The organism is Methylorubrum extorquens (assembly GCF_024169925.1).
Classification (GTDB): domain Bacteria; phylum Pseudomonadota; class Alphaproteobacteria; order Rhizobiales; family Beijerinckiaceae; genus Methylobacterium; species Methylobacterium extorquens_A.
This window is the reverse complement of sequence record NZ_JALJXF010000001.1, coordinates 2,560,284-2,583,834: the sequence shown is the minus strand read 5'-3', so window position 1 is coordinate 2,583,834 and position 23,551 is coordinate 2,560,284. Positions and strand designations below refer to the sequence as shown.

Sequence of the window (23,551 nt, the reverse complement as noted above, 5' to 3'; positions counted from 1 at the left end):
CCGTCCTCGACAGGCGCGGCCCCGCGGGACGGACGACGCAATGCTGGACATGAGCTGGGGCGAGGTGATGCTGATCGGCGGCGTCGCCCTGATCGTCATCGGGCCGAAGGATCTGCCGAAGGCCCTGCGCACGCTGGGTCAGATCACCACCAAGGTCCGGCGGATGGCCGGCGAGTTCCAGTCGCAATTCAACGAGGCGATCCGCGAAGCCGAGCTGGAAGAGGTCCGCCGCGACGTCGAGGGCGTCAAGCGCACCGTCGACGCCGCGCGCCCGACCTTCAACCCCGTGGACACGATCCGCAACGAGATCCGCAGCGCGGTCGAGAACCGCCCCGGCTCCGGCAGCAAGGAAGCCGGCGCGAAAGATGCCGATGTGAAGGACGCCGGCCGCTTCGACGTGCCGCGGCCGACGCCCGGCCAGCAGGCCGAACAGATGCACGCTGCGCCGGCACCCGCTGCCCCCGTCGAGACCTCTCCCATCACCCCCGGCACCAAGCCCGAAACAGGCCCGACTCCATGAGCGACGAGCGCGATGAGGCCGAGATCGAGGCCTCGCGGGCCCCCCTTCTGGAGCACCTGATCGAACTGCGCTCGCGACTGATCAAGTCGCTGATCGCGTTCATCGTGATGTTCTTTGGCTGCTTCTTCTTCTCGAAGCAGATCTACAACATCCTGGTGCACCCCTACGTCTCGATCGTGGGGCCGCAGAACGCCGAGCTGATCGCGACCCACTTCCTCGAACAAGTCTTCACCAACATCAAACTCAGCGTGTTCGGCGCGGGCTTCCTGGCCTTCCCCGTCATCGCCACGCAGGTCTACGCCTTCGTCGCGCCGGGCCTCTACCGCAACGAGCGCCAGGCCTTCCTGCCCTACCTCGTCGCGACGCCGATCTTCTTCCTCCTCGGCGCGCTGGTCGTCTTCTTCCTGGCGATGCCGCTCCTGATCCAGTTCTCGGTCTCGCTGCAGCAGATCGGGCAGCCGGGCGAGGCGACGATCAAGCTCCTGCCGAAGGTCGACGAGTACCTCTCGCTGATCATGACGCTGATCTTCGCCTTCGGGCTCGCGTTCCAGATGCCGGTGATCCTCACGCTTCTGGGGCAGATCGGCGTGATCGACGCGGCCTTCCTGCGGGAGAAGCGGCGCTACGCCATCGTGCTGGTGTTCGTCGCCGCCGCGGTGCTGACGCCGCCTGACGTGATCTCGCAGCTCTCGCTGGCGATCCCGATGCTGCTTCTCTACGAGGCCTCGGTATTCTCGGTCGCGCGCATGGAGAAGATCCGCGCCGCCCGGCGCCGGGCGCAAGGGATTGAGGACTGATCGAACCCCTGCCGGAACCGGCATCTGAGGAGAATATAAGCAAGATTGCGCATCACCATTTTGCGCGCAATCTTGAAAGACTCTCGCCCCGCGCCACCCTTCTCCGACCTCAAACGGAGAGAGTCTCATGTTCCAGACGATGCGGACTGCCCTTGCGGTCGCGGCCCTGACCACGCTGGCGGGTGCGGCCCAGGCGGCGGAGCTTCAGCGGGTGCGCGGCACGATCGAGAAAAGCGACGCCGGCACGGTCACGATCAAGACCACCGACGGCACGTCCGAGACGGTGCAGGTCGGTGGCGCCAAGTTCGCCTGGGTGGTGAAGTCGAGCCTCGACCAGATCAAGGAAGGCACCTTCATCGGCACTGCCACCAAGGGCGAGAACCCGATGACGGCGCTCGAAGTGGTGCTGTTCCCCGAATCCATGCGCGGCACGGCCGAGGGCCATTACGGCTGGGACGCGATCCCCGACCACACGGCGGGCGGTGGCGGGCCGGTGGTGAAGAGCTCCATGACCAACGGCACCGTGAAGGCCTCCGGTGCGGGCGCCAGCGCGGGCGGCGCGCCGAAGGTGAAGAGCTCGATGACCAACGCCACCGTGGCCAGCAGCAATGCCGGCTCCGGCAGCGGCGGCGAGCGCACGCTCACCGTGACCTACGACAAGGACGGCTCGAAGACGATCGTGGTGCCGCCCAAGGCGCCGATCGTCGCCTTCGACCCCGCCGACAAGTCGATCCTGACGCCGGGCGCGAAGATCTTCGTGGTTGCGGCCAAGGACGGGGCTAAGCTCGAAGGCAAGCTGGTCGCCGTCGGCAAGGACGGCCTCACCCCACCGATGTAATTCCGAGTCACGACCGTCCCTGGCTTGGCGCCAGGGACGGCCACAGGGGCCGCGCCGCCGCCGTGGCGGCGAGGGCGAGTCCGAGGAGCGAGACGAGGGCGGCCAGGGCCGGCAGCTCCGCATAGCCCGCGCCCAAAGTCAGCGCCGTGCCGCCGAGCCAGGCGCCCATGGCGTTGCCGAGATTGAACGCCCCCTGGTTCAAGGTCGAGGCGAGGTTCGGGGCGTCGCTGGCCGCCTCCAACACCCAGACCTGAAGCGGTGAAACCAGGGCGAAGGCGAGCCCGCTCCACAGCACCAGCACCGCCAGTGCCGGCCAGGTAAAGGGCGCGACCAGCGAGAACACGACGAGCACCGCGATGAGGCCGGCAAAGCTGCCGAGCACCGTGCGCATTAGGCCGCGGTCGGCGAGCCAGCCGCCGGCGAGATTGCCGACGGTGAGGCCGAGACCGGCCGCGAACAGCGCCCCCGTCACGCCGCCGGGCGTCAGATGCGTGACGGTGAGCAGGAACGGCGCGATATAGGTGAAGACGGTGAAGAAGCTCACCGAGGACAGGGTCGAGACCAGCATCGGCCGCAGCACCGGCCAGCGCCCGAGCGCCCGGAATTCCCGTCCGAGGCCGCCCCGCGTGCCGGGCATCCCACCGGGCAGGGCGAACGCGATGGCCGCTCCCGCCACAAGCCCGATGCCGACCACCGCCCAGAAGGTCGAGCGCCAGCCGAACGCCTGTCCGAGCGCCGTTCCGAGGGGCACGCCGAGAACGTTGGCGAGCGTCAGCCCCGCGAACATCAACGAGACGGCCTGCGTGCGCTTCTCCCGCGGCACGAGGTTGCGCGCGACGATGGCGCCGATGCCGAAGAAGGCGCCGTGCGCGAAGGCGGTGGCGACCCGCGCGGCCATCAGCCATTCGTAGCTCGGCGCCAGGGCGCAGGCGAGGTTGCCGAGGGTGAACACCGCCATCAAGGCCAGCAGGGCGGCTTTGCGCGGCAGGCGCGCGGTCGCCATCGCCACGAGCGGCGCGCCGATCACCACACCGAGCGCGTAGCCGGACACGAGGTGGCCCGCCTGCGGAATCGAGACATCGAAGTCGCGCGCCATCTCCGGCAGGAGGCCCATGATGACGAACTCGGTGGTGCCGATGCCGAAGGAGGCGACGGCGAGCGCGAGGATCGGCAGGGATACCATGCAGTATGCTCCGGGCGGCGCACGTGTTGCGCTGCAATACAAGCGCCGCAACATGGTCATCCCGGACGGACGCGACAGGCGCGTGACCGGGAGGCAGCCCTGCGCTCACATCAGAACGGCCGCGCGACAGGGCCCGGACCCAGCTTGGACAGCATGCCCTCCAATGCGCTGCTAAATGTCGATGAGTGCAAAAATAATCTCCCTGCCTCGACGTGAATTGCGAGAGAACTTTCCTCCGGGCCGGAAAAACAACGCAAAAACAATCCGTTGATTTGCCCCACCCCAGATCCCTAAATTTCAGGACAACAACGTCCCCACAACGCTCCGCAGCTTTTCGAAGATTCGAAGCCTGAAACGCTCCGTCCGGAGAGTTCTGGCACCGTTCTTCCTTGTCTGCGGTCCTGCCTTGGATCTTTCGCGATGCCCGCACGGATCGTTGCCTTCTCCGGCAACACGCACCGCCCCTCCCGCACCCGCACCCTCGTCGAGGCGGTCGCTGCCGAATTGTCGCGCCAGCGCCCGATCGACCTGAAGGTCTACGATCTCGTCGATGCGGGCACCGGCATCGCGGTTGCAAGCCGTTCGGCCCTGCCGCTGCCGGCGGCACGGATCGTCGAGGCGATCGAGACGGCCGACGCGTTGATCATCGGCTCGCCGGTCTACAAGGGCAGCTATGCGGGGCTGTTCAAGCACCTGATCGACTTCGTCGCCCCCGAGGCGCTGATCGGAAAGCCGGTGGTGCTCACCGCGACCGGTGGCGGGCCGCGCCACGCGCTGGTGGTCGAGCACAGCTTGCGCCCGCTCTTCGGCTTCTTCTCGGCACAGACCGCGCCGACTGCGGTCTATGCCGGCGACACCGAAATCGTCGAGGGCCGGGTCGCCGACGAGATCGTGCGAACCCGCGTGGCGCAGGCCGCCGCCGAACTCGCCCGGCTCCTCGACGTCGCGCAGGCCGCCTCGGCGCCGTTGGCGGCGGCCGCAGCACGCTGAGATGGCGATGCTCGACCGCCGCCGCCTTCTCGCGGCCGGCCTTGCCGCGGCCGGCTCCGCGCTCCCGCTCCGCCGCGCCCGCGCAAGCGAGCCGGGCGTGCTGCGCATCGGCTACCAGAAGAACGGCATCCTCGCCGTCGCCCGCGAGCAGACTGCGATCGAAGCCGCGCTGAAGCCGCAGAACGTGGCCGTGCGCTGGGTCGAGTTCTCCTTCGGCCCGCCGCTTCTGGAAGCCCTGAACCTCGGCGCGATCGATTTCGGCCAGACCGGCGACGCCCCGCCGATCTTCGCCCAGGCCGCGGGCGCGGGTCTCGTCTACGCGGCGGCACAGCCGGGGGGCGGCTCGGGCTCGGCGATCCTGCTGCCGAAGGGCTCCGCGATCGCCTCGCTCGCCGACCTCAAGGGCAAGCGCGTCGCCTTCGCCAAGGGGTCGAGCGCGCACAACCTCACCGTCGCCGCCCTGGAGAAGGCGGGTCTCGGCTACCGTGACATCACCCCGGTGCTGCTCGCGCCGGCCGACGGTGCCGCGGCGTTTGCCGGCGGGACGATCGACGCCTGGACGGTGTGGGATCCCTACTTCGCCATCGCCGAAGAGGGCCAAGGCGCACGCATCCTGGTACAGGCCCCGGACATCGCGCCGACAAACAACTTCTTCCTGGCCAACAAGACCTTCGCCGAGGAACGAGCCGACGTGCTCAAGGCGGCCATCGCCGCGCTCGGCGCGGTCGCAGTCTGGTGCGAGGGCAACCGCCCCAGCGTCGCGGCGAGCCTGTCGAAGATCACCGGCGTGCCGCTCGCCGCCACGCGCCGCGCGGTGGATCGCATCCGCTTCGTCATCGCGCCGATGGATGCGACCGTGACCGCCGAGCAGCAACGCATCGCCGACCGATTCCACGCCATCGGCGTGATCCCCCGCCCCGTGCGGGTGTCCGACATCGTCTGGACGCCGCCCGAGACCGCCAACAAGACCTAAGAACAACGGGTGAGCCGAACCATGGCCGATTCCGCCGCGATCCGATCGCTCCCCGGCCGCGCAGACCGCGCCGAGGCCGCCCCGCTCCAGCGCAGGTCGTCGCGCCTACCGACGGCTAAGCTGCTGCCCTGGCTGGTGCCGACCCTCGTCATCCTCGGCTGGCAGGCGGCGGCCTCGTTCGGGCTCGTCTCGACCCGCTTCATGCCCGCTCCCCTCGATGTCGCCGCCGCGGGCTGGCGCCTCGCCCAGACCGGCGAACTCTGGGAGAACCTGTGGGTCAGCTTCGCCCGGGCGGCCGCGGGCTTCCTCATCGGCGGCGGCATCGGGCTGACCTTCGGTCTGGCCAACGGCCTGTCGAACCTCTCGGAAAAGCTCACCGACACCACGCTGCAGATGGTGCGCAACGTGCCCCACCTGTCGCTGATCCCGCTGGTGATCCTATGGTTCGGCATCGACGAGGGGGCCAAGCTCTTCCTCGTGGCGCTCGGCGTGTTCTTCCCCGTCTACGCCAACACCCTGCACGGCATCCGCTCGGTCGATCCGCAACTGATCGAGATGGGCCGGGTCTACGGCATGAACCGGCGGGAGCTGTTCTGGCGCGTGGTGCTGCCGGGCGCGCTGCCCTCGATCTTCGTCGGCGTGCGCTACGCCCTGGGCATCATGTGGCTGACGCTCATCGTCGCCGAGACGATCTCGGCCAATTCCGGCCTCGGCTACATGGCGATGCAGGCCCGCGAGTTCATGCTGGTCGATGTCGTGGTGCTGGCGATCCTGATCTACGCCGGGCTCGGCAAGATCGCCGACAGCCTGACCCGGGCGCTGGAACGCACCTGCCTCGCCTGGAACCCGGCCTACCGCAACGCCTGATTTTTTCCGCGAGTGAACCCCATGTCCGCTGCCCTGCGCGTCGAGGACGCATCTGCGAGAGACCGCGACGCCGGCCTCGCCATCACCCTGCGCGGCCTCTCGAAAAGCTTCGACGGGGGGGCGCCCGTCATCCGCGGGCTCGACCTGCACGTGCCCGCCGGCCAGTTCGTCGCCGTGGTCGGCCGCTCCGGCTGCGGCAAGAGCACCCTGCTGCGCCTGATCCTCGGCCTCGAGGAGCCAAGCGCCGGCCGCGTGACCATCAATGGCGACCGGAATTCGAAAAGAATCATGTTCCAGGAGCCGCGGCTGCTGCCTTGGGCGCGGGTCTCCGACAACGTCGCGGTCGGGCTCGGGCGGGAAATCGGCCGTGCCGAGCGGCGCAAGCGGGCGCTCGCCGTCCTCGACGAGGTCGGGCTGGCCGACAAAGCCGGCAACTGGCCCGCGACGCTCTCCGGCGGCCAGCGCCAGCGTGTTGCGCTCGCCCGCGCCCTGGTGAGCCGCCCGGCGCTGCTCGCCCTGGACGAGCCGCTCGGGGCGCTGGACGCGCTCACCCGCATCGAGATGCAGGCGATGATCGAGCGGATCTGGGAGGACCAGGGCTTCACTGCGATCCTCGTCACCCACGATGTCGGCGAGGCGGTGGCGATGGCCGACCGCATCCTCGTGGTCGAGGAGGGCGCCATCGCGCTGGACGTCGCCGTGGACGTGCCCCGTCCGCGCCGCCGCGGTGACCCGGCGCTGGCCGAACTCGAAGGCCGCATCCTGGACCGGCTTCTCGGCCACGGCGCCTGACCCCTTCTTTCGTTTTTTCGGAGCGTACCCCATGACCGCCCAGAGTCGCCCCCCCGCCGACGGCAAGACCGACGTCCTCTGGTTCCTGCCGACCCATGGCGACGGCCGCTATCTCGGTGCCTCGGAAGGCGCCCGCGACGTCTCGCTGCCCTATCTGCGCCAGATCGCGCAGGCCGCGGACGACCTCGGCTATTACGGCGTGCTGCTGCCGACCGGCCGTTCCTGCGAGGATTCTTGGGTCGTCGCCTCCGCGCTGGCCCCACTGACGCAGCGCCTGCGTTTCCTCGTCGCCGTGCGCCCCGGCCTGCAGGAGCCCTCGGTCGCCGCGCGCATGGCAGCGACCCTGGACCGGATCTCGGACGGGCGCCTCCTCATCAACGTCGTCACCGGGGGTGATCCGGTGGAGCTGAAGGGCGACGGCGTCTTCCTCGACCACGACGAGCGCTACGCCGTCACCGACGAGTTCCTGCACATCTGGCGCGGACTGATGGCCGGCGAGACCGTGAACTTCGCCGGTCAGCACCTGCGCTCGGAGAACGGCCGGGTGATCTTCCGCCCCGTCCAGGCGCCCTATCCGCCGCTCTATTTCGGCGGCTCCTCGCCCGCCGGCATCGAGGTCGCGGCCGAGCATTGCGAGGTCTACCTGACCTGGGGCGAGCCCCCGGCCGGCGTCGCCGAGAAGATCGCCAAGGCGCGCGAGGCCGCCGAGAAAAAGGGCAAGACCTTCTCCTACGGCATCCGTCTGCACGTCATCGTCCGCGAGACGGAAGGCGAGGCCTGGGAGGCGGCGGACCGTCTGATCTCGCGGCTCGACGACGCCACCATCGCCCAGGCGCAAGCCACCCTGAAGCGCCAGGATTCCGTCGGCCAGAGCCGGATGATGGCGCTGCACGGCGGTGACCGGAACAAGCTCGTCGTCTCGCCCAACCTCTGGGCCGGCGTCGGCCTCGTGCGCGGCGGGGCGGGCACGGCTCTGGTCGGCTCGGCGGATCAGGTCGCCGACCGGATGAAGGAGTACATCGATCTCGGCATCGACCGCTTCATCCTCTCCGGCTACCCGCATCTGGAAGAGGCCTACCGCTTCGCCGAGCTGGTCTTCCCCAAGCTCCCCTTGCGCGCGACCACCGGCACGGCGCCGAGCACGGCCCGCAACAACGGCCCGTTCGGCGAGGTCATCGCCAACGACATCGTGCCGACCCGCCGCGTCAGCGCCCACTGATCGGGGAGTTTCGTCCGATGAATGCCCGCACCCGCTCCGCTTCCATCCCGTCGTCGCTGCTGCCGCGACTGTGGCTGGCGCTCGCCGCGCTGATCTTTGCCAGCCTGACGCTCGCCGCCCATGCTGACGAGCGGACGGTGCGGATCGGCTACCAGAAATACGGTACGCTGGTGCTGCTGAAGGGCCGCGGCAGCCTTGAGCCGAAGCTGAAGGCGCTGGGCTACCGGGTGCAGTGGTCGGAGTTTCCCTCCGGCCCGCCGCTGATGGAGGCGCTGAACGCGGGCGCGGTCGATTTCGGCTCGGCGGGCGAGACCCCGCCGATCTTCGCCCAGGCCGCGAGCGACGTGCTCGCTTACGTCGCCCACGAGCCCGCCGCGCCGAAGGGCGAGGCGATCCTGGTGCCGAAGGCGAGCCCGATCCAATCGGTCGCGGACCTGCGCGGCAAGAAGGTCGCGCTCAACAAGGGCTCGAACGTCCACTACCTGCTGGTGCGCGCGATCGAGGCGGCAGGCCTGACGCTCGCCGACATCACCCCGGTCTACCTTGCGCCCGCCGATGCGCGGGCGGCGTTCGAGCGCGGCGCGGTCGATGCCTGGGTGATCTGGGACCCGTACTTCGCGGCGGCCGAAGCCGGCGGCAACGCCCGGGTGCTCGCCGACGGCACCGGCCTCGTGCCGAACCACCAGTTCTACCTCTCCTCCAAGAGCTTCGCCGCCGAGAACGGCCCGGCGCTCGACGCCATCGTCGCGGCGGTCGCCGAGGTCGACGCCTGGGCCAAGGACAACACCGATGCGGTGGCCAAGGAACTGAGCCCCTCCGTCGGCATCCCGGCGCCGATCCTGAGCCTTGCCCTCAAGCGTCAGACCTACGGCATCCGCCCCCTCGACGAGGCGGTGACGCGGGAACAACAGCGCATCGCCGACACCTTCCACGGGCTCAAGCTCGTGCCGAAGACGGTCGACATCGCCGGGGCCGTGCGCAAGCCGGGCAGCTGATTTTTTGATACGCGCGCCCTCGCCACGATTCTCTCCTCCCGAGCAAACCCGAAAAGTCCCCATGAACCGCCGGTCCGCCGCCCGCCTCGTCCTCGCCGGCCTGACGCTGGGTCTCGCCCTCGGCCGCGATCCGGCCGCAGCGGAGGAATCCACCCTGCGCATCGGCTATCAGCGCTCCTCGGCGCTGATCGCGCTGCTGCGCGAGGACGCGGCGCTGGAGACGGCCCTGAAGCCGCTCGGCGTCACCGTCTCCTGGCACGAGTTCACCAGCGGCCTGCCGATCATGGAGGCGCTGAACGTCGGCCGCATCGACGTCTCGGCGGATGTCGCCGACACCGTGCCGGTCTTCGCACAGGCGGCGAATGCCCGGATCACCTACATCGCGCAGGAGGCCGCCTCGCCGGAAGCGCAGGCGATCCTCGTGGCGGGCGATTCCCCGCTGAAGACGGTCGCCGACCTCAAGGGCCGCAAGGTCGCGGTCACCAAGGGCGCCGGCAGCCACTATCTGCTGCTCGCCGCGCTGAAGGCGGAGGGGCTGCCCTTCAAGAGCATCAACCCGGCCTACCTCACCCCGGCGGACGGGCGCAGCGCGCTGGCCGGCGGCAGCGTCGATGCCTGGGTGGCGTGGGACCCGTTCCTCTCCGCCGCGCAGATCCAGGCCGGGGCGCGCATCCTGCGGGACGGCACCGGCCTCTCGGCCTACAAGCGCTACTATCTCGCCTCCGACGCCTACGCCGAAAAGCGCGCCGACGTGCTGACCCTGCTCGTCGCCAAGCTGCGCGAGGCCGGTGATTGGGTAAAAGCCAACCCGGACCCGGCCGCCGCGCGGCTCGGCGCCCTGTGGAAGATCGAGCCCGAAATCGTCAAATGGGCCAATGCCCGCCGCTCCTACCGGGTCGAGCCGGTAAGCCGCGCGGGGTTGGCCGAGCAGCAGACCATCGCCGACGCCTTCCGCGCCGAGGGGCTGCTGCCGCGCGCCGTGGATGCGTCCGCGCTGCCGGTCTGGGAATCGCCGTCACGCTGATCGAGGGAGCGTCACGCAAGAGATCGAACAGGATCGAACACGATGACCCGTCAGGCAAGCCTGCCCCCCATCGCCGTGATCGGCGCGGGGTTCAGCGGCACCATGGCCGCGCTCCAGCTCCTCTCGGCCCTGCCACCGGAGCAGCCGGTGCTGCTGTGCGAGCGCGGCGGCAGCTTCGCGCGTGGGCTCGCCTACGGCACCGGTAACCCGGCCCACCTCCTCAACGTGCGCGCCGCCAATATGAGCGCCTTTCCGGACCGGCCAGGCCATTTCGAGGAGTGGCTCTCCGGCGCCGATCTCGGCGAGGGCGTCGTGACGACGTCGGCCGGCACCTTCGTGGCGCGGGGCCATTACGGCAGCTACCTTACCGACCTGCTGACCGCGGCCGTCACCGGGCCGGGGCTGCCGCGTCTGCGCCTCGTCAACGATGCGGTGACCGATCTGGAGCCGCGGGCCGGCGGCTTCCTGCTGCACACCGAGGGCGGACAGACCCACCGGGTCGCCGGCGCCGTGCTCGCCATGGGCAACCTGGCCTCGGCCGCACCCAAGAGCCGCCACAGCCTCGACCCCTGGGCCCCGGAAAGCTTCGGCCGCCTGCACCCGCACGCGCCGGTCCTGATCGTCGGAACCGGCCTCACCATGCTCGACGCCGTGGCGAGCCTGCGGGCGCAGGGCTTTACCGGCGCGATCCTCGCCCTGTCGCGCCGGGGCCTGCTGCCGAACGCCCACGCCCCCGCCGACCTCTGGCCTACGCCGAACCTCAGGCCGGCCGACTTCGCCTCCCTGAGGCGGCTCCTCGCCCGCATCCGCTCGGACGTCGCGCGGGCCGCGGAACTGGGTATCGGCTGGCACGGCGTCATCGACGCCCTGCGTCCGCTCACCGATACGATCTGGCGCAGCCTGCCGCCGCGGGAGCAGGCCCGGTTCCAGCGCCACCTGCGCCCGTTCTGGGATGTGCATCGCCACCGCACCGCCCCACCCGCCGCGCAGACCATTGCCGACGAGATCGCCCGCGGCGCCCTGACGGTGCGGGCCGGGCGCCTGATCGAGATCGAGGACGAGGCGTCGCAGGCGGTGGTGACGCTGCGCCTGCGCGGGGCCGAGCGCCCGGAGCGCCTCGCCGTCCAAGCGATGATCGACGCCACCGGCTTCGGTCATCTCAAGGAGAACCGCGACCCGCTGCTGCGGCGCCTGTTCGAGCGTGGGCTCGTGCGTCCCGGCCCATTCGGGCTCGGCCTCGATGCGGGGGTGGATTACCGGGCGGTCCACACCGCGGCGGGGGAGGGCGGGGGACCGCTCTGGATCCTGGGGCCGCTCCTGCGCGGCATCCTGTGGGAATGCACCGCTGTGCCCGATATCCGCAACGAGGCCGCGGAACTCGCCGGCCTCGTCGCTGCAGCCCTCGACCGCGCGGCGGCGGCGTAGCGCACCCTCCTTCACGTCGTTCGGCAAGGCGTCCCGAAGCGCCGGAGAGCCTCGCCTCTCCGGCGCTTCACGCATTCGTGAGGTGTGGTCGGGTCCCTGTCCGATCGCCCCGCATTCTCCGCTTCCAGCGCAAACCTCTGCCCGGCCTACGGTTTCTCGCGGTGCAGGCATGCTCCCTCTCGCGCCGGCTCACAATTCGGAATCGTTCTAAAGAGCTTGATCCAAGTTTGGAGTTGTTCTAATTAAGGGTCGTGACGGCGGGACGTCTGGCGCCGAACGGCCCCGACGGCAGACCCGCCAACGAGCAACGAACGAAAACCGGAGAGACATCATGGCCACCTCGAGCAACGCTGCCTGCCAGAGCTGCCGCTTCTTCGACGACCACAAGACCAACGGCGCCCAGGCCGCGGGCGACCAGGGCCTTTGCCGCTTCAACCCGCCGGTGAGCCAGCCCGACGCGCAGAGCCAGGGCCTATGGCCGGTCGTCGCCTCCAAGGATTGGTGCGGCCACTTCACCGCCGACCTCGCCCCGGCCGAGTAAGCGCGGTTCGACCAGACTAATCCGAAAGGGCCGGTGCCACGTGCACCGGCCCTTTTCGTATGCGTGGTGCGAAGACGGGCGAATTGCGTCGCAACCGCCCCGCGGCGGTCATGATCCGGTCACCTTCCGATTCGATGGCTGCGGCGAAGGGGCAACGGTCCGTGAGCGGGCGGCCCAATCGTCAGGATGAACGGTGCGGCCCGTAACCGCCGCCGCGCCCGAGTGGGGATGTTTGCATGATCTTCGGACCGATCGGTGCGCGCGCGCCTTTCCTCCGCACCGGCCGCGTCGTGGCCCTCGCCGCCGGCCTGGCTGCCCTGTCGGCGGTTCCCGCCTCGGCCGCCGCGCCCGCGCATGACCCGAGCGGCACCTGGCTGACGCAGGACGGCAAGGCGCGCATCCGCGTCGAGAAGTGCGGCCCGCAGGAGAAGAACCTGTGCGGCTACGCCGTGTGGCTGAAGACGCCGCTCAACGACGAGGGCAAGCCGCGCATCGATTTCCGCAACCCCGATGCAAAGAAGCGCACCCGTGCCGCGCTGGGGCATCAGCTCATCCTCGGGCTCAAGCTGAACGAGGATGCCCGCTACGAGGGCAAGATCTACAACGCCGAGGACGGCAAGTTCTACGACGTCACGATCTGGTCGGACGAGCCGGAGGAGCTGACGGTCAAGGGCTGCCTGATCGCCTTCCTGTGCCAGTCGCAGACCTGGAAGAAGGTGACCGACGCCCAGCCCGGCCAGCTCACCGGCCCGACCAATGGGTCGAACGGCCCCCGCGCCGATGCCGAGTGGGCGCCCAAGGCCGCCCCCGGCACGGCCGCCAATGCGCCCGCCGCCACCGGCAGCGCTGGCCCCGCGACGAAGCCCGCGCCGAAGCCCGCCGCCCCCAAGACCCCGGCGGCACCGGCCCCGGCGCAGTAACCGGCGCCCAAGAACCGCTCATAAGACTGCCGCGATCGGAATGCCGGATGAGGCGAAAGCCTCATCCGGCCCGCATCGTGATGACGGATCGCTTTCGCCCCCGCGAGATCGGCTCACGACGTCGGGGCCGCCACCCGCTGGCGCAACCCCGCGATCACCGCCTTCAGCATCTCGGCGCTCGCCTCCTCCGTGATGCCGCCGGGTGCGCGCGCGGCGTAGATCCGCTCGTGCACGAAGGCGAGCTTGGCGATCACCGACGGCGTCAGCGTGAACGGATAGAGCGGCGGCTGTCCCATTGAGCGGCTGAGCGAGTTCACCGCGTAGGTGAGCGGGATCCACGCCTCGACCACCCGCTCGAAATCCGGCGTTTCGTAAGGGTCGAAATCGATGCAGGTGGCCGGGGCCGCCGGCTCGGCCTTGGCCCGCAGCTTCGGCTTCAGGCGGATCTCGAAGGCGCTGCCGGTCTCCAGCGTGTCGATGATGTGCAGGTAGTGGGCGAAGGTCTCGGCGAAATCCTCCCACGGATGGGCGGTGGCGTAGGACGAGACGAACGACTCCTCCCAACGCGGCGGCGGCCCCTCGGCGTGATGGCGCTGGAGCGCGGCCCCGTAATCGGCGCTCTCGTCGCCGAACAGGGCGCGAAAGGTCGGCAGGCTCGCGTCGTAACGCACCATCAGGTTCCAGAAGTAATGCCCGATCTCGTGGCGGAAATGGCCGAGCAGGGTGCGGTAATACTCGCCGAACAGCTTGCGGCGGCGTTCCCGCTCGACGTCGTCGGCCTCGGCGATGGACAGGGTGATGAGCCCGTCGAGATGGCCGGTCATCACCGGCGGTCCGGCGGATTCGGCGAGGAAATCGAAGGCGAGCCCGTCGGAGTATTGCTCCCGCGTCACCAGCGGAAGGTCGAGGCGCAGGAGCGAGTAGAACAACCGGTGCTTGGCCGCCTCGATCCGGCGCCAGCGGTCGAGATTCGTCCCGACGCCCAGGTCCGGCACCATCCGGTTGTGGCGGCAGGCGACGCAGAACGCTTCACCGGATTCCGCCGGCACCATCCAGTTGCAGGCGTCGTGGGCCGCGTTGGCGCAGAGGCGGTACTTGCGGCCCGGATGCGCGTAGGCGCGGAACAGCGGCCCGCGCCCATCCTCTCCGCTGGGCTCCAGCGCCGAGATCTCGTGCCGGTCGCAGACATAGCCGAGCCGCCGCTCACAGCTCTCGCAGACGGTGCTCTCGAACGACACCGGCTGGTCGCAGGCTTGGCACTGGAAGATTTTCATGGGAGGCCCCCGCTCCGGCCGCCGCGGGATCCCTACAAGAACCGGGCCGCACCGTCGCTCCCGCGGCTTCCGCACTTACCAAGGGTGCGAGCCGGACGAAGTTCCATGCCGGCCGGCGGCCACTGCACGGTTCTTGCTATCCCGATTGCTCCTTCCGGCCGCATGAACTGTAGTAAGGCATGCAATCGGCGGCCGAGCGCACCGCCCGCTCGTTCGAGACCATCGCAGAAGCCTTCGGAGCCTCCGTGTCGATCCAAGCCGCCCTGCACCACGTCACGCATTACCGCTACGACCGGCCGATCGCGCTGGGGCCGCAGACGATCCGGCTGCGCCCGGCGCCGCATGCGCGGACCCGGGTGCCGGCCTACGCGCTGAAGGTGACGCCGGAGAACCACTTCATCAACTGGCAGCAGGATCCGGCCGGCAACTGGCTCGCCCGCCTCGTCTTCCCGGAAAAGACCACGGAACTGCGCATCGAGGTTGATCTCACCGCCGACCTCGCGGTCATCAATCCGTTCGACTTCTTCGTCGAGCCCTACGCCGAGCGCCATCCCTTCGACTACGAGCCGGATCTGAAGGTCGCGCTCGCGCCCTACCTCGTCCTCGACGACGCGCACGGGCCGGAGATCGACGCCTTCCTGACGCGCATTCCCGGGGAGACCCACACGGTCACCTTCCTCGTGGCGCTCAACGCATTGCTGCGGGCGGAGGTGAATTACGGCGTGCGCATGGAGCCCGGCGTGCAGACGCCCGCCGAGACGCTGAATCTGCAGAGCGGCTCGTGCCGCGATTCCGCGTGGCTGCTGGTGCAGGTGCTGCGGCGCCTCGGCTTTGCCGCCCGCTTCGTCTCAGGCTACCTGATCCAGCTCGTGCCCGACACCACCGCCGTGGATGGCCCGACCGGCACCACGACCGACTTCACCGATCTCCACGCCTGGGCCGAGGTCTACCTTCCCGGCGCGGGCTGGATCGGCTTCGACGCCACCTCCGGCCTGCTCACGGGCGAGGGGCACATCCCGCTGGTCGCCACCGCGCACTATAACGCCGCCGCGCCGATCTCCGGGCTGGCCGAGCCGGCCAAGGTCGAGTTCGCCTACGAGATGACGGTCAGCCGTGTGGCTGAAGCCCCGCGCATCACCAAGCCGTTCTCGGACGAGGTCTGGACCTCGATGGATGCGCTCGGCGAGCGCATCGACGCGGATCTCGCCGAGCAGGACGTGCGCCTGACCATGGGCGGCGAGCCGACCTTCGTCTCGGTGGACGACTTCGAGTCACCCGAATGGAACGTCGCCGCCGTGGGGCCGACCAAGCGGGGCCTCGCCGACCAACTGATCCGCCGCCTGCGGAACCGCTTCGCGCCCGGCGGCATGCTGCATTACGGCCAGGGCAAGTGGTATCCCGGCGAGAGCCTGCCGCGCTGGGCCTTCGCCCTCTATTGGCGCAAGGACGGCGTGCCGATCTGGAAGAACGCCGACTTGATCGCCGTCGAGGACGGCGCGAAGACCGCCACCATCACGGATGCCGAGCGGCTGATCGGCACGCTTGCCGAGCGCCTCGAACTCGCCCGCTTCGTCTTCCCGGCCTACGAGGACGCCGTGTACTGGCGGACCCGCGAGAGCGAGCTGCCGGCCAACGTCACGACCGCGGAACCACGGACCGGCAGCCCGGAGACCGATGCCCGGTTCGCGCGCGTGTTCGGGCGCGGCCTCGACGCGCCCGTCGGCTACGTGCTGCCGCTGGCCAACCTCGCGGCGGGGGAGGGCCGTGCCTGGATCTCGGAGACCTGGAAGTTCCGCCGCGGCGGCGCCTACCTCAACCCCGGCGACTCGCCGCTGGGCTTCCGCCTGCCGCTCGGCTCGCTGCCCTACGTTCCGCCGGATTCCTACCCCTACTACCACCCGCAGGACCCGCTCGAAGCCCGCGGCGACCTGCCCGTCGAACCGGGCGGCCCCCGGGACGCCCCCCTGACGAAGGGCGCCGACCGGGCCAACGGAGCCGGCATCGAGGGCGTGGCCGTGCGCACCGCGCTGTCGGTCGAGCCGCGCGACGGCGTGCTCTGCGTGTTCATGCCGCCCGTGGAGCGGGCCGACGACTACATCGACCTCGTCGGACATCTCGAACGCGCCGCCGAGAGCATCGGCCAGCCGATCCACATCGAGGGCTACGAGCCGGCCTACGATCCGCGTCTGTCGGTCATCAAGGTCACGCCCGATCCCGGCGTGATCGAGGTCAACGTCCACCCCGCCGGCTCCTGGCGCGAGGCGGTCGCGATCACCCGAGGCCTCTATGAGGAGGCGCGCCAAACGCGCCTGGGCGCCGAGAAGTTCATGATCGACGGGCGCCACACCGGCACCGGCGGCGGCAACCACGTCGTGCTCGGCGGCGCGACCCCGTCCGACTCGCCGTTCCTGCGCCGGCCGGATCTCCTGAAGAGCCTCGTGCTGTTCTGGCAGCGGCACCCGTGCCTGTCCTACCTGTTCGCCGGCCTCTATGTCGGCCCGACGAGCCAAGCGCCGCGCATGGACGAAGCCCGCCATGACGGGCTCTACGAATTGGAGATCGCGCTGGCGCAGGTGCCGGAGCCGGATGGGGCCAACATCCCGCACTGGCTGGTGGACCGGTTGTTCCGCAACATCCTCGCCGACGTCACCGGCAACACCCATCGCGCCGAGATCTGCATCGACAAGCTGTTCTCGCCGGACGGCGCCACGGGCCGGCTCGGCCTGCTCGAATTCCGCTCCTTCGAGATGCCGCCGGACGCGCGCATGAACCTTGCCCAGCAGGTGCTGTTGCGGGCCATCGTGGCGTGGCTCTGGCGCGAGCCGCAGACGGGCGGCTGTGTCCGCTGGGGCACGGCGCTGCACGATCGCTTCATGCTGCCGCATTTCCTCTGGGCGGACTTCCTCTCCGTGCTGGAAGACCTGCGCGGCGGCGGCTACGACTTCGACCCTCAGGCCTTCGCGGCGCAAGCCGAGTTCCGCTTCCCCGTCTTCGGCCGGGTGGAGCAGGGCGGCGTCGGCCTCGAATTGCGCCAAGCGCTGGAGCCGTGGCACGTGCTGGGCGAAGAGGGGGCCGCCGGGGGAACCGTGCGCTTCGTGGATGCATCCGTCGAACGGCTTCAGGTGAAGGTCGAGGGCTTCGTGCCCGGCCGGCACGTCATCGCCTGCAATGGCCGACGCCTGCCGATGACGCCGACCGGCGCCAGCGGCGAGGCGGTCGCGGGCCTGCGCTTCAAGGCGTGGCAGCCCGCCTCCTCGATGCACCCGACGATCCCGCCGCACGGGCCGCTGACCTTCGACATCTTCGATGCCTGGAGCGGCCGTTCGATCGGCGGCTGCCGCTACCATGTCAGCCATCCGGGCGGGCGCAATTACGACAGCTTTCCCGTCAACGCCTACGAGGCGGAGGGGCGCCGCCTCGCGCGGTTCGAGGCCATGGGCCACACCCCCGGCCGCCTCGCGATGCCGGCCGAGGAGCGCACGGGCGACTTCCCCCTGACCCTCGACCTGCGCACGCCCGCACCCCGATGACCGCCGGAGCGCTCTCCGTCGAAGTGGTCACCGGTTCGTCGCAAGAGAGCGCGGCAAGACAAGAATCCGGAGGCGCCCTCGCAGACGGGCCAACGCCCGACGCCTCCGCCTGGGCGGCCGACGAGGCGGCCGCACGCATGCGCCGCTGGACGGAAGGCTACGCGCCCCGCCCCGGCCTCGCCGACGAACTGGTCGATGCGGGGGGCAACCTGCGCGGCGGCTGGCCGCGCTTTCTGGAGCGTCTCGCCCGGCTCGACGACCGCGAGGTCGCCGCCCGCTTCCTCTCCGCCGAGCGGCATATCCGCGACGCGGGCATCTCCTACCGGGTCTACGGCGACGGGCGCGAGCATCCCTGGCCGCTGGGCTCGCTGCCGCTCGTCATCGACGCCGCCGACTGGGCGGAGCTGTCAGCGGGAATCGTCCAGCGCGCCGGCCTGATGGAGCGCATCGTCGCCGACATCTACGGCGCGGGCCGGCTCATCGCGGACGGGTTTCTGCCCGCGGGCGTGGTCGCGGGGCATCCCGAATATCTCCGGCCCGTCCACGGCATCGCCCCGCCCGGCGGGCGCTGGCTGCCGATCTACGCGGCGGATGTCGGACGCGGCCCCGACGGGCGCTGGCAGGTGCTGGCCGACCGCACCCAGGCGCCCTCCGGCCTCGGCTACGCGCTGGAGAACCGGATGGTGCTCGCCCGCGCCTTCCCGGACCTGTTCGCCGACCTTCATGTCGAGCGCCTGCCCGGCTTCTTCCAGGCGTTCCGCGCCGGATTGGCCGCGGCCTGCGCCCGCACCGACCCGCGCATCTGCCTGCTGACCTCGGGGCCCTACAGCAGCACCTATGTCGAACAGGCCGCGCTCGCGCGCTATCTCGGCTTCCTGCTGGTGGAGGGCGACGACCTCGTGGTGCGGGACGGGCTCCTGCATGTCCGCACCATCGCCGGGCTCAAGCGCACCGATGCGGTCTGGCGCCGGATCGATGCCGATTATCTCGACCCGATGGAGCTGCGCTCGGATTCGCGCCTCGGCGTGCCCGGCATCCTCCAAGTGCTGCGCCGGGGCGGTGCCGTGGTCGGCAACATGCCGGGCTCCGGCGTGCTCGAATCGGCCGCGCTCTCGCCCTACCTGCCCGCCATCGCCCAGCGGCTCACCGGCGAGGAATTGCGGCTCACGGGGCCCCGCACCTGGTGGTGCGGCGATCCGGACGGCCTCGACCACGCGCTGGCCAACCTCGACCGCCTGACGCTGCGCGCCGCCGCGACCCCGGTGCGCGGCCCGGAGCGCGACGCGATGCTGGCCGGCCCGGCTCTCGACGCCGCCCGCGCCCGCGCCGTCGCGTCCCTCCGCGAGCGGCCGTTCGACTGGGTGGCGCAGGAGCCCGCGCCGCTCTCGACCATGCCTGCGTGGCAGGACGGGCGGCTCGTCGCACGCCCCTTCGTCATGCGCGTCTTCGCCGCCGCCACGCCCGACGGCTGGCGCGTGCTCCCGAGCGCCTTCTGCCGCGTCGCCGAGCACGAGGGTGCCGACCCGAGCGAGATGCGCGCCGGCATCCGCTCCGCCGACGTCTGGGTCCTGTCCGACACGCCCGTGGATACGCCGACCCTCGTGCACACGAGCGCGCCGCGCATCCGCCGCATCGCCGGCCACCTGCCGTCGCGGGCGGCCGACAACCTGTTCTGGTTCGGGCGCTACCTCGAGCGGGCGGAAGCGGTGATCCGCCTCGTCCAGGCCCATCTCGGGGTGTTCAGCGAGGCGATCGCGGCCGACGCCTCCGGGGCGGAGGGCGCGCCGACGGCGCTCGCCATCCGCGCGCTGCTCAAGGATTGGGGCGCGGTCAGCGCGGTCGATCTCTCACCCGCGGCCGTGGCCGGGGAAGCGCTTTCCGGCAAGACACTTCCCGGCAGGACGCTCCACGGCTCGGGCCTCGCCCATGTGCTGGAGGCCCGGCGCATCGCCGCCTCCCTGCGCGAGCGGCTGCCGGCCGAATCCTGGCGGGCGCTGGCCGACCTGCGCGACACCCTGGCCTACACGGAAGCCTGGGCGCCCACCGAGGCGCAGCTCTTCGGCAAGGCCGAGCGGGCGCTCGGCCACCTTGCCGCGCTCACCGGCCTGATCCACGAGAATATGGGCCACGCCGCCGGCTGGCGCTTCGCCGATATGGGCCGGCGCATCGAGCGGGCGATCAACACCTGCGGCTTCGCGGTCCGCTTCTGCGGCGAGGAAGCCGGCGCCGAGGATCTCGGCGTGATGCTCTCGCTCGCCGATTCGCAGATCGCCTACGGGGCGCGCTACCTCGTCGGCGTGAGCCGCGATGCGGTCTGCGACATGGCGGTGCTCGATCCCCACAACCCCCGTTCCGTCGCCTACCAGATTCAGGCGATGGTCGCCCATCTCGACGCCCTGCCGGCGCTCGCCGCCGACGGGCTGCCCGAGCCGCACCGCCGCCGGGCTCTGGCGCTAGCGGCCACGCTCCAGACGGCGGAGGCCGCCGCGTTCGACGCCGAGACCATGGAGCGGTTCGAGGCGGATCTGGAAGGCCTCGCCGACGGGATCGCCGGCCGCTACTTCCCCAACGGCCCCGATGCCCTGCGGCCCGAGAAGCTCACGGGTCTCGCTTGATCTACAGCCTGCGTCACCTGACGACCTATCGCTATGCGCGAGCCGTCCGCTTCGCGCGCTGCAACCTGCGCCTTCGCCCCCGCGACGGCGAGGGGCAGCGGGTGCTGGACAGCGCGCTTCACGTCACGCCCACGCCAACCAGCCGTCTTGAGCGGCGCGACTTCTTCGGTCTCGATACGCTGACCCTGACCCTCGACGAGCCTCACCGCGAATTCACGGTCGAGGCGGTCTCACGCGTCGCCGTAGAGCGGCCGGCTCCCCCGCCGCCCGAGGCGGGCCAGCCCTGGGAGGCCGTGCGCGCGGCGGCCGTTGCGCTCCCCTCGCTGGGGCCGGACGGGCCGGCGCATTTCCAGTTCCGCAGCCAGCGGGTGCCGCTCGAACCGGCAGTGACGGACTATGCCCGCGTCAGCTTTCCGCCGGGGCGCAGCGCCTATGGCGGCGCGGTCGAGCTGATGCATCGCATCCGCGAAGATTTCCGTTTCGACGCCAAGGCGACCACCGTCTCGACGCCGCTGGCGGAAGCCTTCGCCCTGAGGGCCGGCGTCTGCCAGGACTTCACGCACGTCATGATCGCCGGCCTGCGCGGCCTCGGCCTGCCGGCCGCCTATGTCAGCGGCTACCTGCGCACCCGGCCGCCGGCCGGGCGGCCGCGCCTGCGCGGGGCGGATGCCAGCCACGCCTGGGTCGCGCTGTGGTGCGGGCTGGAGGTGGGGGAGAGCGGCTGGATCGGGCTCGACCCGACCAATGCCTGCGTCGTACGCGACGACCACATCGTCGTGGCACGCGGGCGGGATTACACCGACGTCGCGCCGATCGACGGGATGGTCGCTTCCGCCGGGGCACAGAAGCTCACCGTCGAGGTCGACGTCATCCCCGAGGACGAGGCAGCCTGAGGGGCGTTCTCAGCCGGAGACACCGGCCCGGAAGAGCCGCCCGTGCTCGGTCCAGGCCACGACCAGCAGGGCGAGGCCGCCGAGCAGAGCGTAGCCGTAGGCCACCGGCATCACCGTGCCGTCGAAGGCGTGCCCGATGATGAAGCCGCAGAAGGCGCCGAGGATCGTGGTGTAGAAGCCGAGGAACGAGGACGCCGTGCCGGCGATCGCCCCGAGCGGCTGCAGGGCCAGCGCGTTGAAGTTCGGCAGGGCGAAGCTGATCAGGAACTGGTTGAGCGCCAGAACCGAGAGGAACAGCACCAGCGGCGGATGCCCCTGATAGTGCAGACCGATGCCGACCTGTACGACGCCCACCGCGGTGAAGGCGGTGACGCCCGCGTGCGAGAGCGTGCGCATCCCGAGCCGGCGCACGAGGCGGGAATTGATCAGCGTCGCCGCACCCATCGCGCCGGCCACGACGCCGAAGGCGACGGGAAACAACCCGCCGAGATGGTAGAGCCCGGTGTCGAACACCTGCTGGGCCGAGCCGACATAGCCCATGATGCAGCCCGTCAGCAGGCCGAGCGCCGTGGCGTAGCCGATCGCCGCGCGGGTGCGCAGCACCGTCAGCAGCGCCTGCCCCGTCGCCCCCAGCGAGAGCGGGCGGCGGTATTCGGGATGCAGCGTCTCGGGCATGCGCAGGGCGAACCAAAGGGTGAGGATGCCGCCGAGCGCCAGCATCGAGACGAACACCCAGATCCACGAGCCGAGCAGCAGCATGGTCGCGCCGATCGCCGGCCCGAGCATCGGCACGATCAGGAACACCATCATGATGAGCGACATCACGCTCGCCATCTCGCGCCCCGAGAAGCGGTCGCGCACGATCGCCGTCGAGAGCACCCGGCCGCCGGCCGCGCCCATGCCCTGGATGACGCGGGAGGCGAGCAGCCACTCGTAGCTCGGCGCCAGCATCGAGAGGATGCAGCCTGCGGTGTAGATGCCGAGGCTGATCAGCAGCGTCGGCCGCCGCCCGAGCGCATCCGAGACCGGCCCGTAGACGATCTGCGCCACCCCGAAGCCGATCATGTAGACGTAGACGAGAAGCTGCAGGCTGTTGGGGTCGGCGACCGAAAACCGCTCCTGGATCGCGGGGAAGGCCGGCAGCAGGTTGTCGATCGACATGGCGGTGACCGCCATCATCAGCGCGACGATGCCGACGAACTCGGCAAAGCCCGGCCCGGCCCAAGGCGATGGACTCGAAGGGGACGGGCTCGCCGGCGTGCCCGCGGGCACACGCGGGGCCGCCCCCGGCAAACCGCCCGGCGAGGCCTCGGAGGCGGGGCTTCCGAGGGTGGGCCGAGGGGAGGATGTCACGGTTGCGGATGCTCTCAGGGGCAGCCCCCGGCTCGAGACCGGGCGCAGCGGGACAAAGGGTGGCCTGTCGTAACGCGGAGGGAGCCGGCGCTATCCCTCCCTCGTACGGGTGGGAGGGTCGTCTGCGACGGCGCGCCTATTTCGGCGTCCCGTCGCCCGCGGCCATCGCCGCACTGAGCCGGGCGTAGTTCTGGGTCACGAGGGCGATGTTGGCCGGCGACGGCTTTTCGGGCTCGCCCGCCGCGAGCGCTGCCCTGATCTCCTCGACCGCCTCGGCCTTCTCCTTGGCGGGCATCGCCTTGTCGGCCTGGAGCGCGGCCAGTTGCTTCTTCAGCAACGGCGTTGCGCCGACATAGCTCTTCGTGTCGGGATCGATCCCGCCGAGCACCGCATCGACGGTGTCGCTGGCGTCCTGAAACGCTTCGAGGCTGGCAAAGCCGTTCCGCTTCACGATCGCCTCAGCCCGGGCTTGCGCCTGTTCCTCGGCCTTCGGATCGGGCTTGTCGGGCGCCGCGCCGGGCAGCCTCGCGAGTTCGGGCTGGGCGACGAGGAGGCCGTCGATCTGTCCTTGCGTCAGCGCGATCGCCTTGCCCGGCTCCGGCGCGGCGGCCTGAGCGGGCGCCGTGTCCTGCGGGGCGGCGGGCGGCTTCGCCTGGGCGAGGGCGGCGCCCGGAACCAGGGTGGTCCCGGCGAGGAGGGCGGAGAAGGACGCGGCGAACAGGCTGCGCGATCGGATCGTCATCATCGTCTGCCTCTGATGTCTCGTCGGCGGCGCCGAGGAAAACCCCGCAAGCGCGGCGGC

At 70.5% G+C, this 23,551-nt stretch carries 19 protein-coding genes and 1 pseudogene; 16 read left to right on the top strand and 4 right to left on the bottom strand.

Annotated features, from left to right (window positions below; all coding sequences use genetic code 11):
• The first annotated feature begins 40 nt into the window (after nucleotides 1–40).
• The 3 genes from tatB to J2W78_RS12160 all read left to right on the top strand — a co-directional run bounded on the left by tatB (nucleotide 41) and on the right by J2W78_RS12160 (nucleotide 2,155).
• The gene (gene tatB / locus J2W78_RS12170) at nucleotides 41–520 is read left to right on the top strand and encodes a Sec-independent protein translocase protein TatB (protein WP_253370763.1); all 480 of its coding nucleotides are present in this window, start codon (nucleotides 41–43) and stop codon (nucleotides 518–520) included.
• Nucleotides 517–1,317 carry a twin-arginine translocase subunit TatC gene (gene tatC, locus J2W78_RS12165; protein ID WP_253370761.1) on the top strand — a complete coding sequence of 267 codons (801 nt, stop codon included), beginning with the start codon at nucleotides 517–519 and terminating at the stop codon, nucleotides 1,315–1,317. The genes tatB and tatC overlap by 4 nt, the downstream gene beginning before the upstream one ends.
• Before the next feature lie 127 nt (nucleotides 1,318–1,444).
• Entirely contained in the window at nucleotides 1,445–2,155 is a 711-nt protein-coding gene (locus J2W78_RS12160; protein WP_253370760.1) for a metal ABC transporter permease, read from the top strand.
• Nucleotides 2,156–2,162: 7 nt separating this feature from the next.
• Here J2W78_RS12160 and J2W78_RS12155 read toward each other — a convergent pair whose 3' ends face one another.
• Entirely contained in the window at nucleotides 2,163–3,338 is a 1,176-nt protein-coding gene (locus J2W78_RS12155; protein WP_253370757.1) for an MFS transporter, read from the bottom strand.
• A gap of 420 nt (nucleotides 3,339–3,758) precedes the next feature.
• On the opposite strand from J2W78_RS12155, the gene msuE reads away from it, so the two are divergent.
• From msuE to J2W78_RS12105, 10 genes and pseudogenes are all read left to right on the top strand, one after another.
• Nucleotides 3,759–4,328 carry an FMN reductase gene (msuE, locus tag J2W78_RS12150; RefSeq protein ID WP_253370755.1) on the top strand — a complete coding sequence of 190 codons (570 nt, stop codon included), beginning with the start codon at nucleotides 3,759–3,761 and terminating at the stop codon, nucleotides 4,326–4,328.
• A 1-nt stretch (nucleotide 4,329) separates the two neighbouring features.
• Nucleotides 4,330–5,314, top strand: a pseudogene (locus tag J2W78_RS12145) (aliphatic sulfonate ABC transporter substrate-binding protein).
• An 8-nt stretch (nucleotides 5,315–5,322) separates the two neighbouring features.
• A complete protein-coding gene (locus tag J2W78_RS12140; protein ID WP_253370752.1) occupies nucleotides 5,323–6,168 on the top strand; it encodes an ABC transporter permease subunit in 846 nt (281 codons plus the stop codon).
• Between the two features lie 21 nt (nucleotides 6,169–6,189).
• Nucleotides 6,190–6,960 carry an ATP-binding cassette domain-containing protein gene (locus J2W78_RS12135; RefSeq protein ID WP_253370750.1) on the top strand — a complete coding sequence of 257 codons (771 nt, stop codon included), beginning with the start codon at nucleotides 6,190–6,192 and terminating at the stop codon, nucleotides 6,958–6,960.
• Between the two features lie 31 nt (nucleotides 6,961–6,991).
• Nucleotides 6,992–8,179 carry an FMNH2-dependent alkanesulfonate monooxygenase gene (gene ssuD, locus J2W78_RS12130; protein ID WP_253370748.1) on the top strand — a complete coding sequence of 396 codons (1,188 nt, stop codon included), beginning with the start codon at nucleotides 6,992–6,994 and terminating at the stop codon, nucleotides 8,177–8,179.
• Between the two features lie 17 nt (nucleotides 8,180–8,196).
• On the top strand, nucleotides 8,197–9,174 hold the full coding sequence (locus J2W78_RS12125) for a sulfonate ABC transporter substrate-binding protein (RefSeq protein WP_253370746.1): 978 nt from the start codon (nucleotides 8,197–8,199) through the stop codon (nucleotides 9,172–9,174).
• A 61-nt stretch (nucleotides 9,175–9,235) separates the two neighbouring features.
• Complete coding sequence (locus J2W78_RS12120) at nucleotides 9,236–10,198, top strand: aliphatic sulfonate ABC transporter substrate-binding protein (protein WP_253370745.1); 963 nt, start codon at nucleotides 9,236–9,238, stop codon at nucleotides 10,196–10,198.
• A 42-nt stretch (nucleotides 10,199–10,240) separates the two neighbouring features.
• Entirely contained in the window at nucleotides 10,241–11,623 is a 1,383-nt protein-coding gene (locus J2W78_RS12115; protein WP_253370743.1) for an FAD/NAD(P)-binding protein, read from the top strand.
• A 331-nt stretch (nucleotides 11,624–11,954) separates the two neighbouring features.
• Entirely contained in the window at nucleotides 11,955–12,164 is a 210-nt protein-coding gene (locus J2W78_RS12110; RefSeq protein WP_253370741.1) for a hypothetical protein, read from the top strand.
• A 236-nt stretch (nucleotides 12,165–12,400) separates the two neighbouring features.
• Nucleotides 12,401–13,084: a DUF2147 domain-containing protein gene (locus J2W78_RS12105; protein ID WP_253370739.1), complete on the top strand. Its 684-nt coding sequence runs from the start codon at nucleotides 12,401–12,403 to the stop codon at nucleotides 13,082–13,084.
• Between the two features lie 113 nt (nucleotides 13,085–13,197).
• Here J2W78_RS12105 and J2W78_RS12100 read toward each other — a convergent pair whose 3' ends face one another.
• A complete protein-coding gene (locus tag J2W78_RS12100) occupies nucleotides 13,198–14,358 on the bottom strand; it encodes a zinc-binding metallopeptidase family protein (protein WP_253370737.1) in 1,161 nt (386 codons plus the stop codon).
• A gap of 179 nt (nucleotides 14,359–14,537) precedes the next feature.
• On the opposite strand from J2W78_RS12100, the gene J2W78_RS12095 reads away from it, so the two are divergent.
• From J2W78_RS12095 to J2W78_RS12085, 3 genes are all read left to right on the top strand, one after another.
• Nucleotides 14,538–17,888, top strand: coding sequence for a DUF2126 domain-containing protein (locus J2W78_RS12095; protein WP_253370735.1), 3,351 nt, complete (start codon nucleotides 14,538–14,540; stop codon nucleotides 17,886–17,888).
• Nucleotides 17,889–18,025: 137 nt separating this feature from the next.
• Nucleotides 18,026–20,503 carry a circularly permuted type 2 ATP-grasp protein gene (locus J2W78_RS12090; RefSeq protein ID WP_253370733.1) on the top strand — a complete coding sequence of 826 codons (2,478 nt, stop codon included), beginning with the start codon at nucleotides 18,026–18,028 and terminating at the stop codon, nucleotides 20,501–20,503.
• Nucleotides 20,500–21,396 carry a transglutaminase family protein gene (locus J2W78_RS12085; RefSeq protein WP_253370731.1) on the top strand — a complete coding sequence of 299 codons (897 nt, stop codon included), beginning with the start codon at nucleotides 20,500–20,502 and terminating at the stop codon, nucleotides 21,394–21,396. Before J2W78_RS12090 ends, J2W78_RS12085 begins: the two co-directional genes overlap by 4 nt.
• Nucleotides 21,397–21,405: 9 nt before the next feature.
• Here the strand turns inward: J2W78_RS12085 and J2W78_RS12080 are convergent, their stop codons facing one another.
• Entirely contained in the window at nucleotides 21,406–22,572 is a 1,167-nt protein-coding gene (locus J2W78_RS12080) for a multidrug effflux MFS transporter (protein ID WP_253374025.1), read from the bottom strand.
• A gap of 313 nt (nucleotides 22,573–22,885) precedes the next feature.
• Nucleotides 22,886–23,491, bottom strand: a complete 606-nt coding sequence (locus tag J2W78_RS12075) for a hypothetical protein (RefSeq protein ID WP_253374024.1) — start codon at nucleotides 23,489–23,491, stop codon at nucleotides 22,886–22,888.
• Nucleotides 23,492–23,551: the final 60 nt, after the last annotated feature.

Excerpts from the sequence above, each read along its gene's own strand:
- J2W78_RS12140 (WP_253370752.1), top strand. The coding sequence starts at position 5,323 with ATGGCCGATTCCGCCGCGATCCGATCGCTCCCCGGCCGCGCAGACCGC.
- J2W78_RS12115 (WP_253370743.1), top strand. The coding sequence starts at position 10,241 with ATGACCCGTCAGGCAAGCCTGCCCCCCATCGCCGTGATCGGCGCGGGG.
- J2W78_RS12105 (WP_253370739.1), top strand. The coding sequence starts at position 12,401 with ATGATCTTCGGACCGATCGGTGCGCGCGCGCCTTTCCTCCGCACCGGC.
- tatC (WP_253370761.1), top strand. The coding sequence starts at position 517 with ATGAGCGACGAGCGCGATGAGGCCGAGATCGAGGCCTCGCGGGCCCCC.
- J2W78_RS12100 (WP_253370737.1), bottom strand. The coding sequence starts at position 14,358 with ATGAAAATCTTCCAGTGCCAAGCCTGCGACCAGCCGGTGTCGTTCGAG.
- J2W78_RS12125 (WP_253370746.1), top strand. The coding sequence starts at position 8,197 with ATGAATGCCCGCACCCGCTCCGCTTCCATCCCGTCGTCGCTGCTGCCG.
- J2W78_RS12110 (WP_253370741.1), top strand. The coding sequence starts at position 11,955 with ATGGCCACCTCGAGCAACGCTGCCTGCCAGAGCTGCCGCTTCTTCGAC.
- J2W78_RS12080 (WP_253374025.1), bottom strand. The coding sequence starts at position 22,572 with ATGGCGGTCACCGCCATGTCGATCGACAACCTGCTGCCGGCCTTCCCC.
- J2W78_RS12095 (WP_253370735.1), top strand. The coding sequence starts at position 14,538 with ATGCAATCGGCGGCCGAGCGCACCGCCCGCTCGTTCGAGACCATCGCA.
- tatB (WP_253370763.1), top strand. The coding sequence starts at position 41 with ATGCTGGACATGAGCTGGGGCGAGGTGATGCTGATCGGCGGCGTCGCC.
- J2W78_RS12160 (WP_253370760.1), top strand. The coding sequence starts at position 1,445 with ATGTTCCAGACGATGCGGACTGCCCTTGCGGTCGCGGCCCTGACCACG.
- J2W78_RS12120 (WP_253370745.1), top strand. The coding sequence starts at position 9,236 with ATGAACCGCCGGTCCGCCGCCCGCCTCGTCCTCGCCGGCCTGACGCTG.
- ssuD (WP_253370748.1), top strand. The coding sequence starts at position 6,992 with ATGACCGCCCAGAGTCGCCCCCCCGCCGACGGCAAGACCGACGTCCTC.
- msuE (WP_253370755.1), top strand. The coding sequence starts at position 3,759 with ATGCCCGCACGGATCGTTGCCTTCTCCGGCAACACGCACCGCCCCTCC.
- J2W78_RS12090 (WP_253370733.1), top strand. The coding sequence starts at position 18,026 with ATGCGCCGCTGGACGGAAGGCTACGCGCCCCGCCCCGGCCTCGCCGAC.
- J2W78_RS12075 (WP_253374024.1), bottom strand. The coding sequence starts at position 23,491 with ATGACGATCCGATCGCGCAGCCTGTTCGCCGCGTCCTTCTCCGCCCTC.
- J2W78_RS12155 (WP_253370757.1), bottom strand. The coding sequence starts at position 3,338 with ATGGTATCCCTGCCGATCCTCGCGCTCGCCGTCGCCTCCTTCGGCATC.
- J2W78_RS12135 (WP_253370750.1), top strand. The coding sequence starts at position 6,190 with ATGTCCGCTGCCCTGCGCGTCGAGGACGCATCTGCGAGAGACCGCGAC.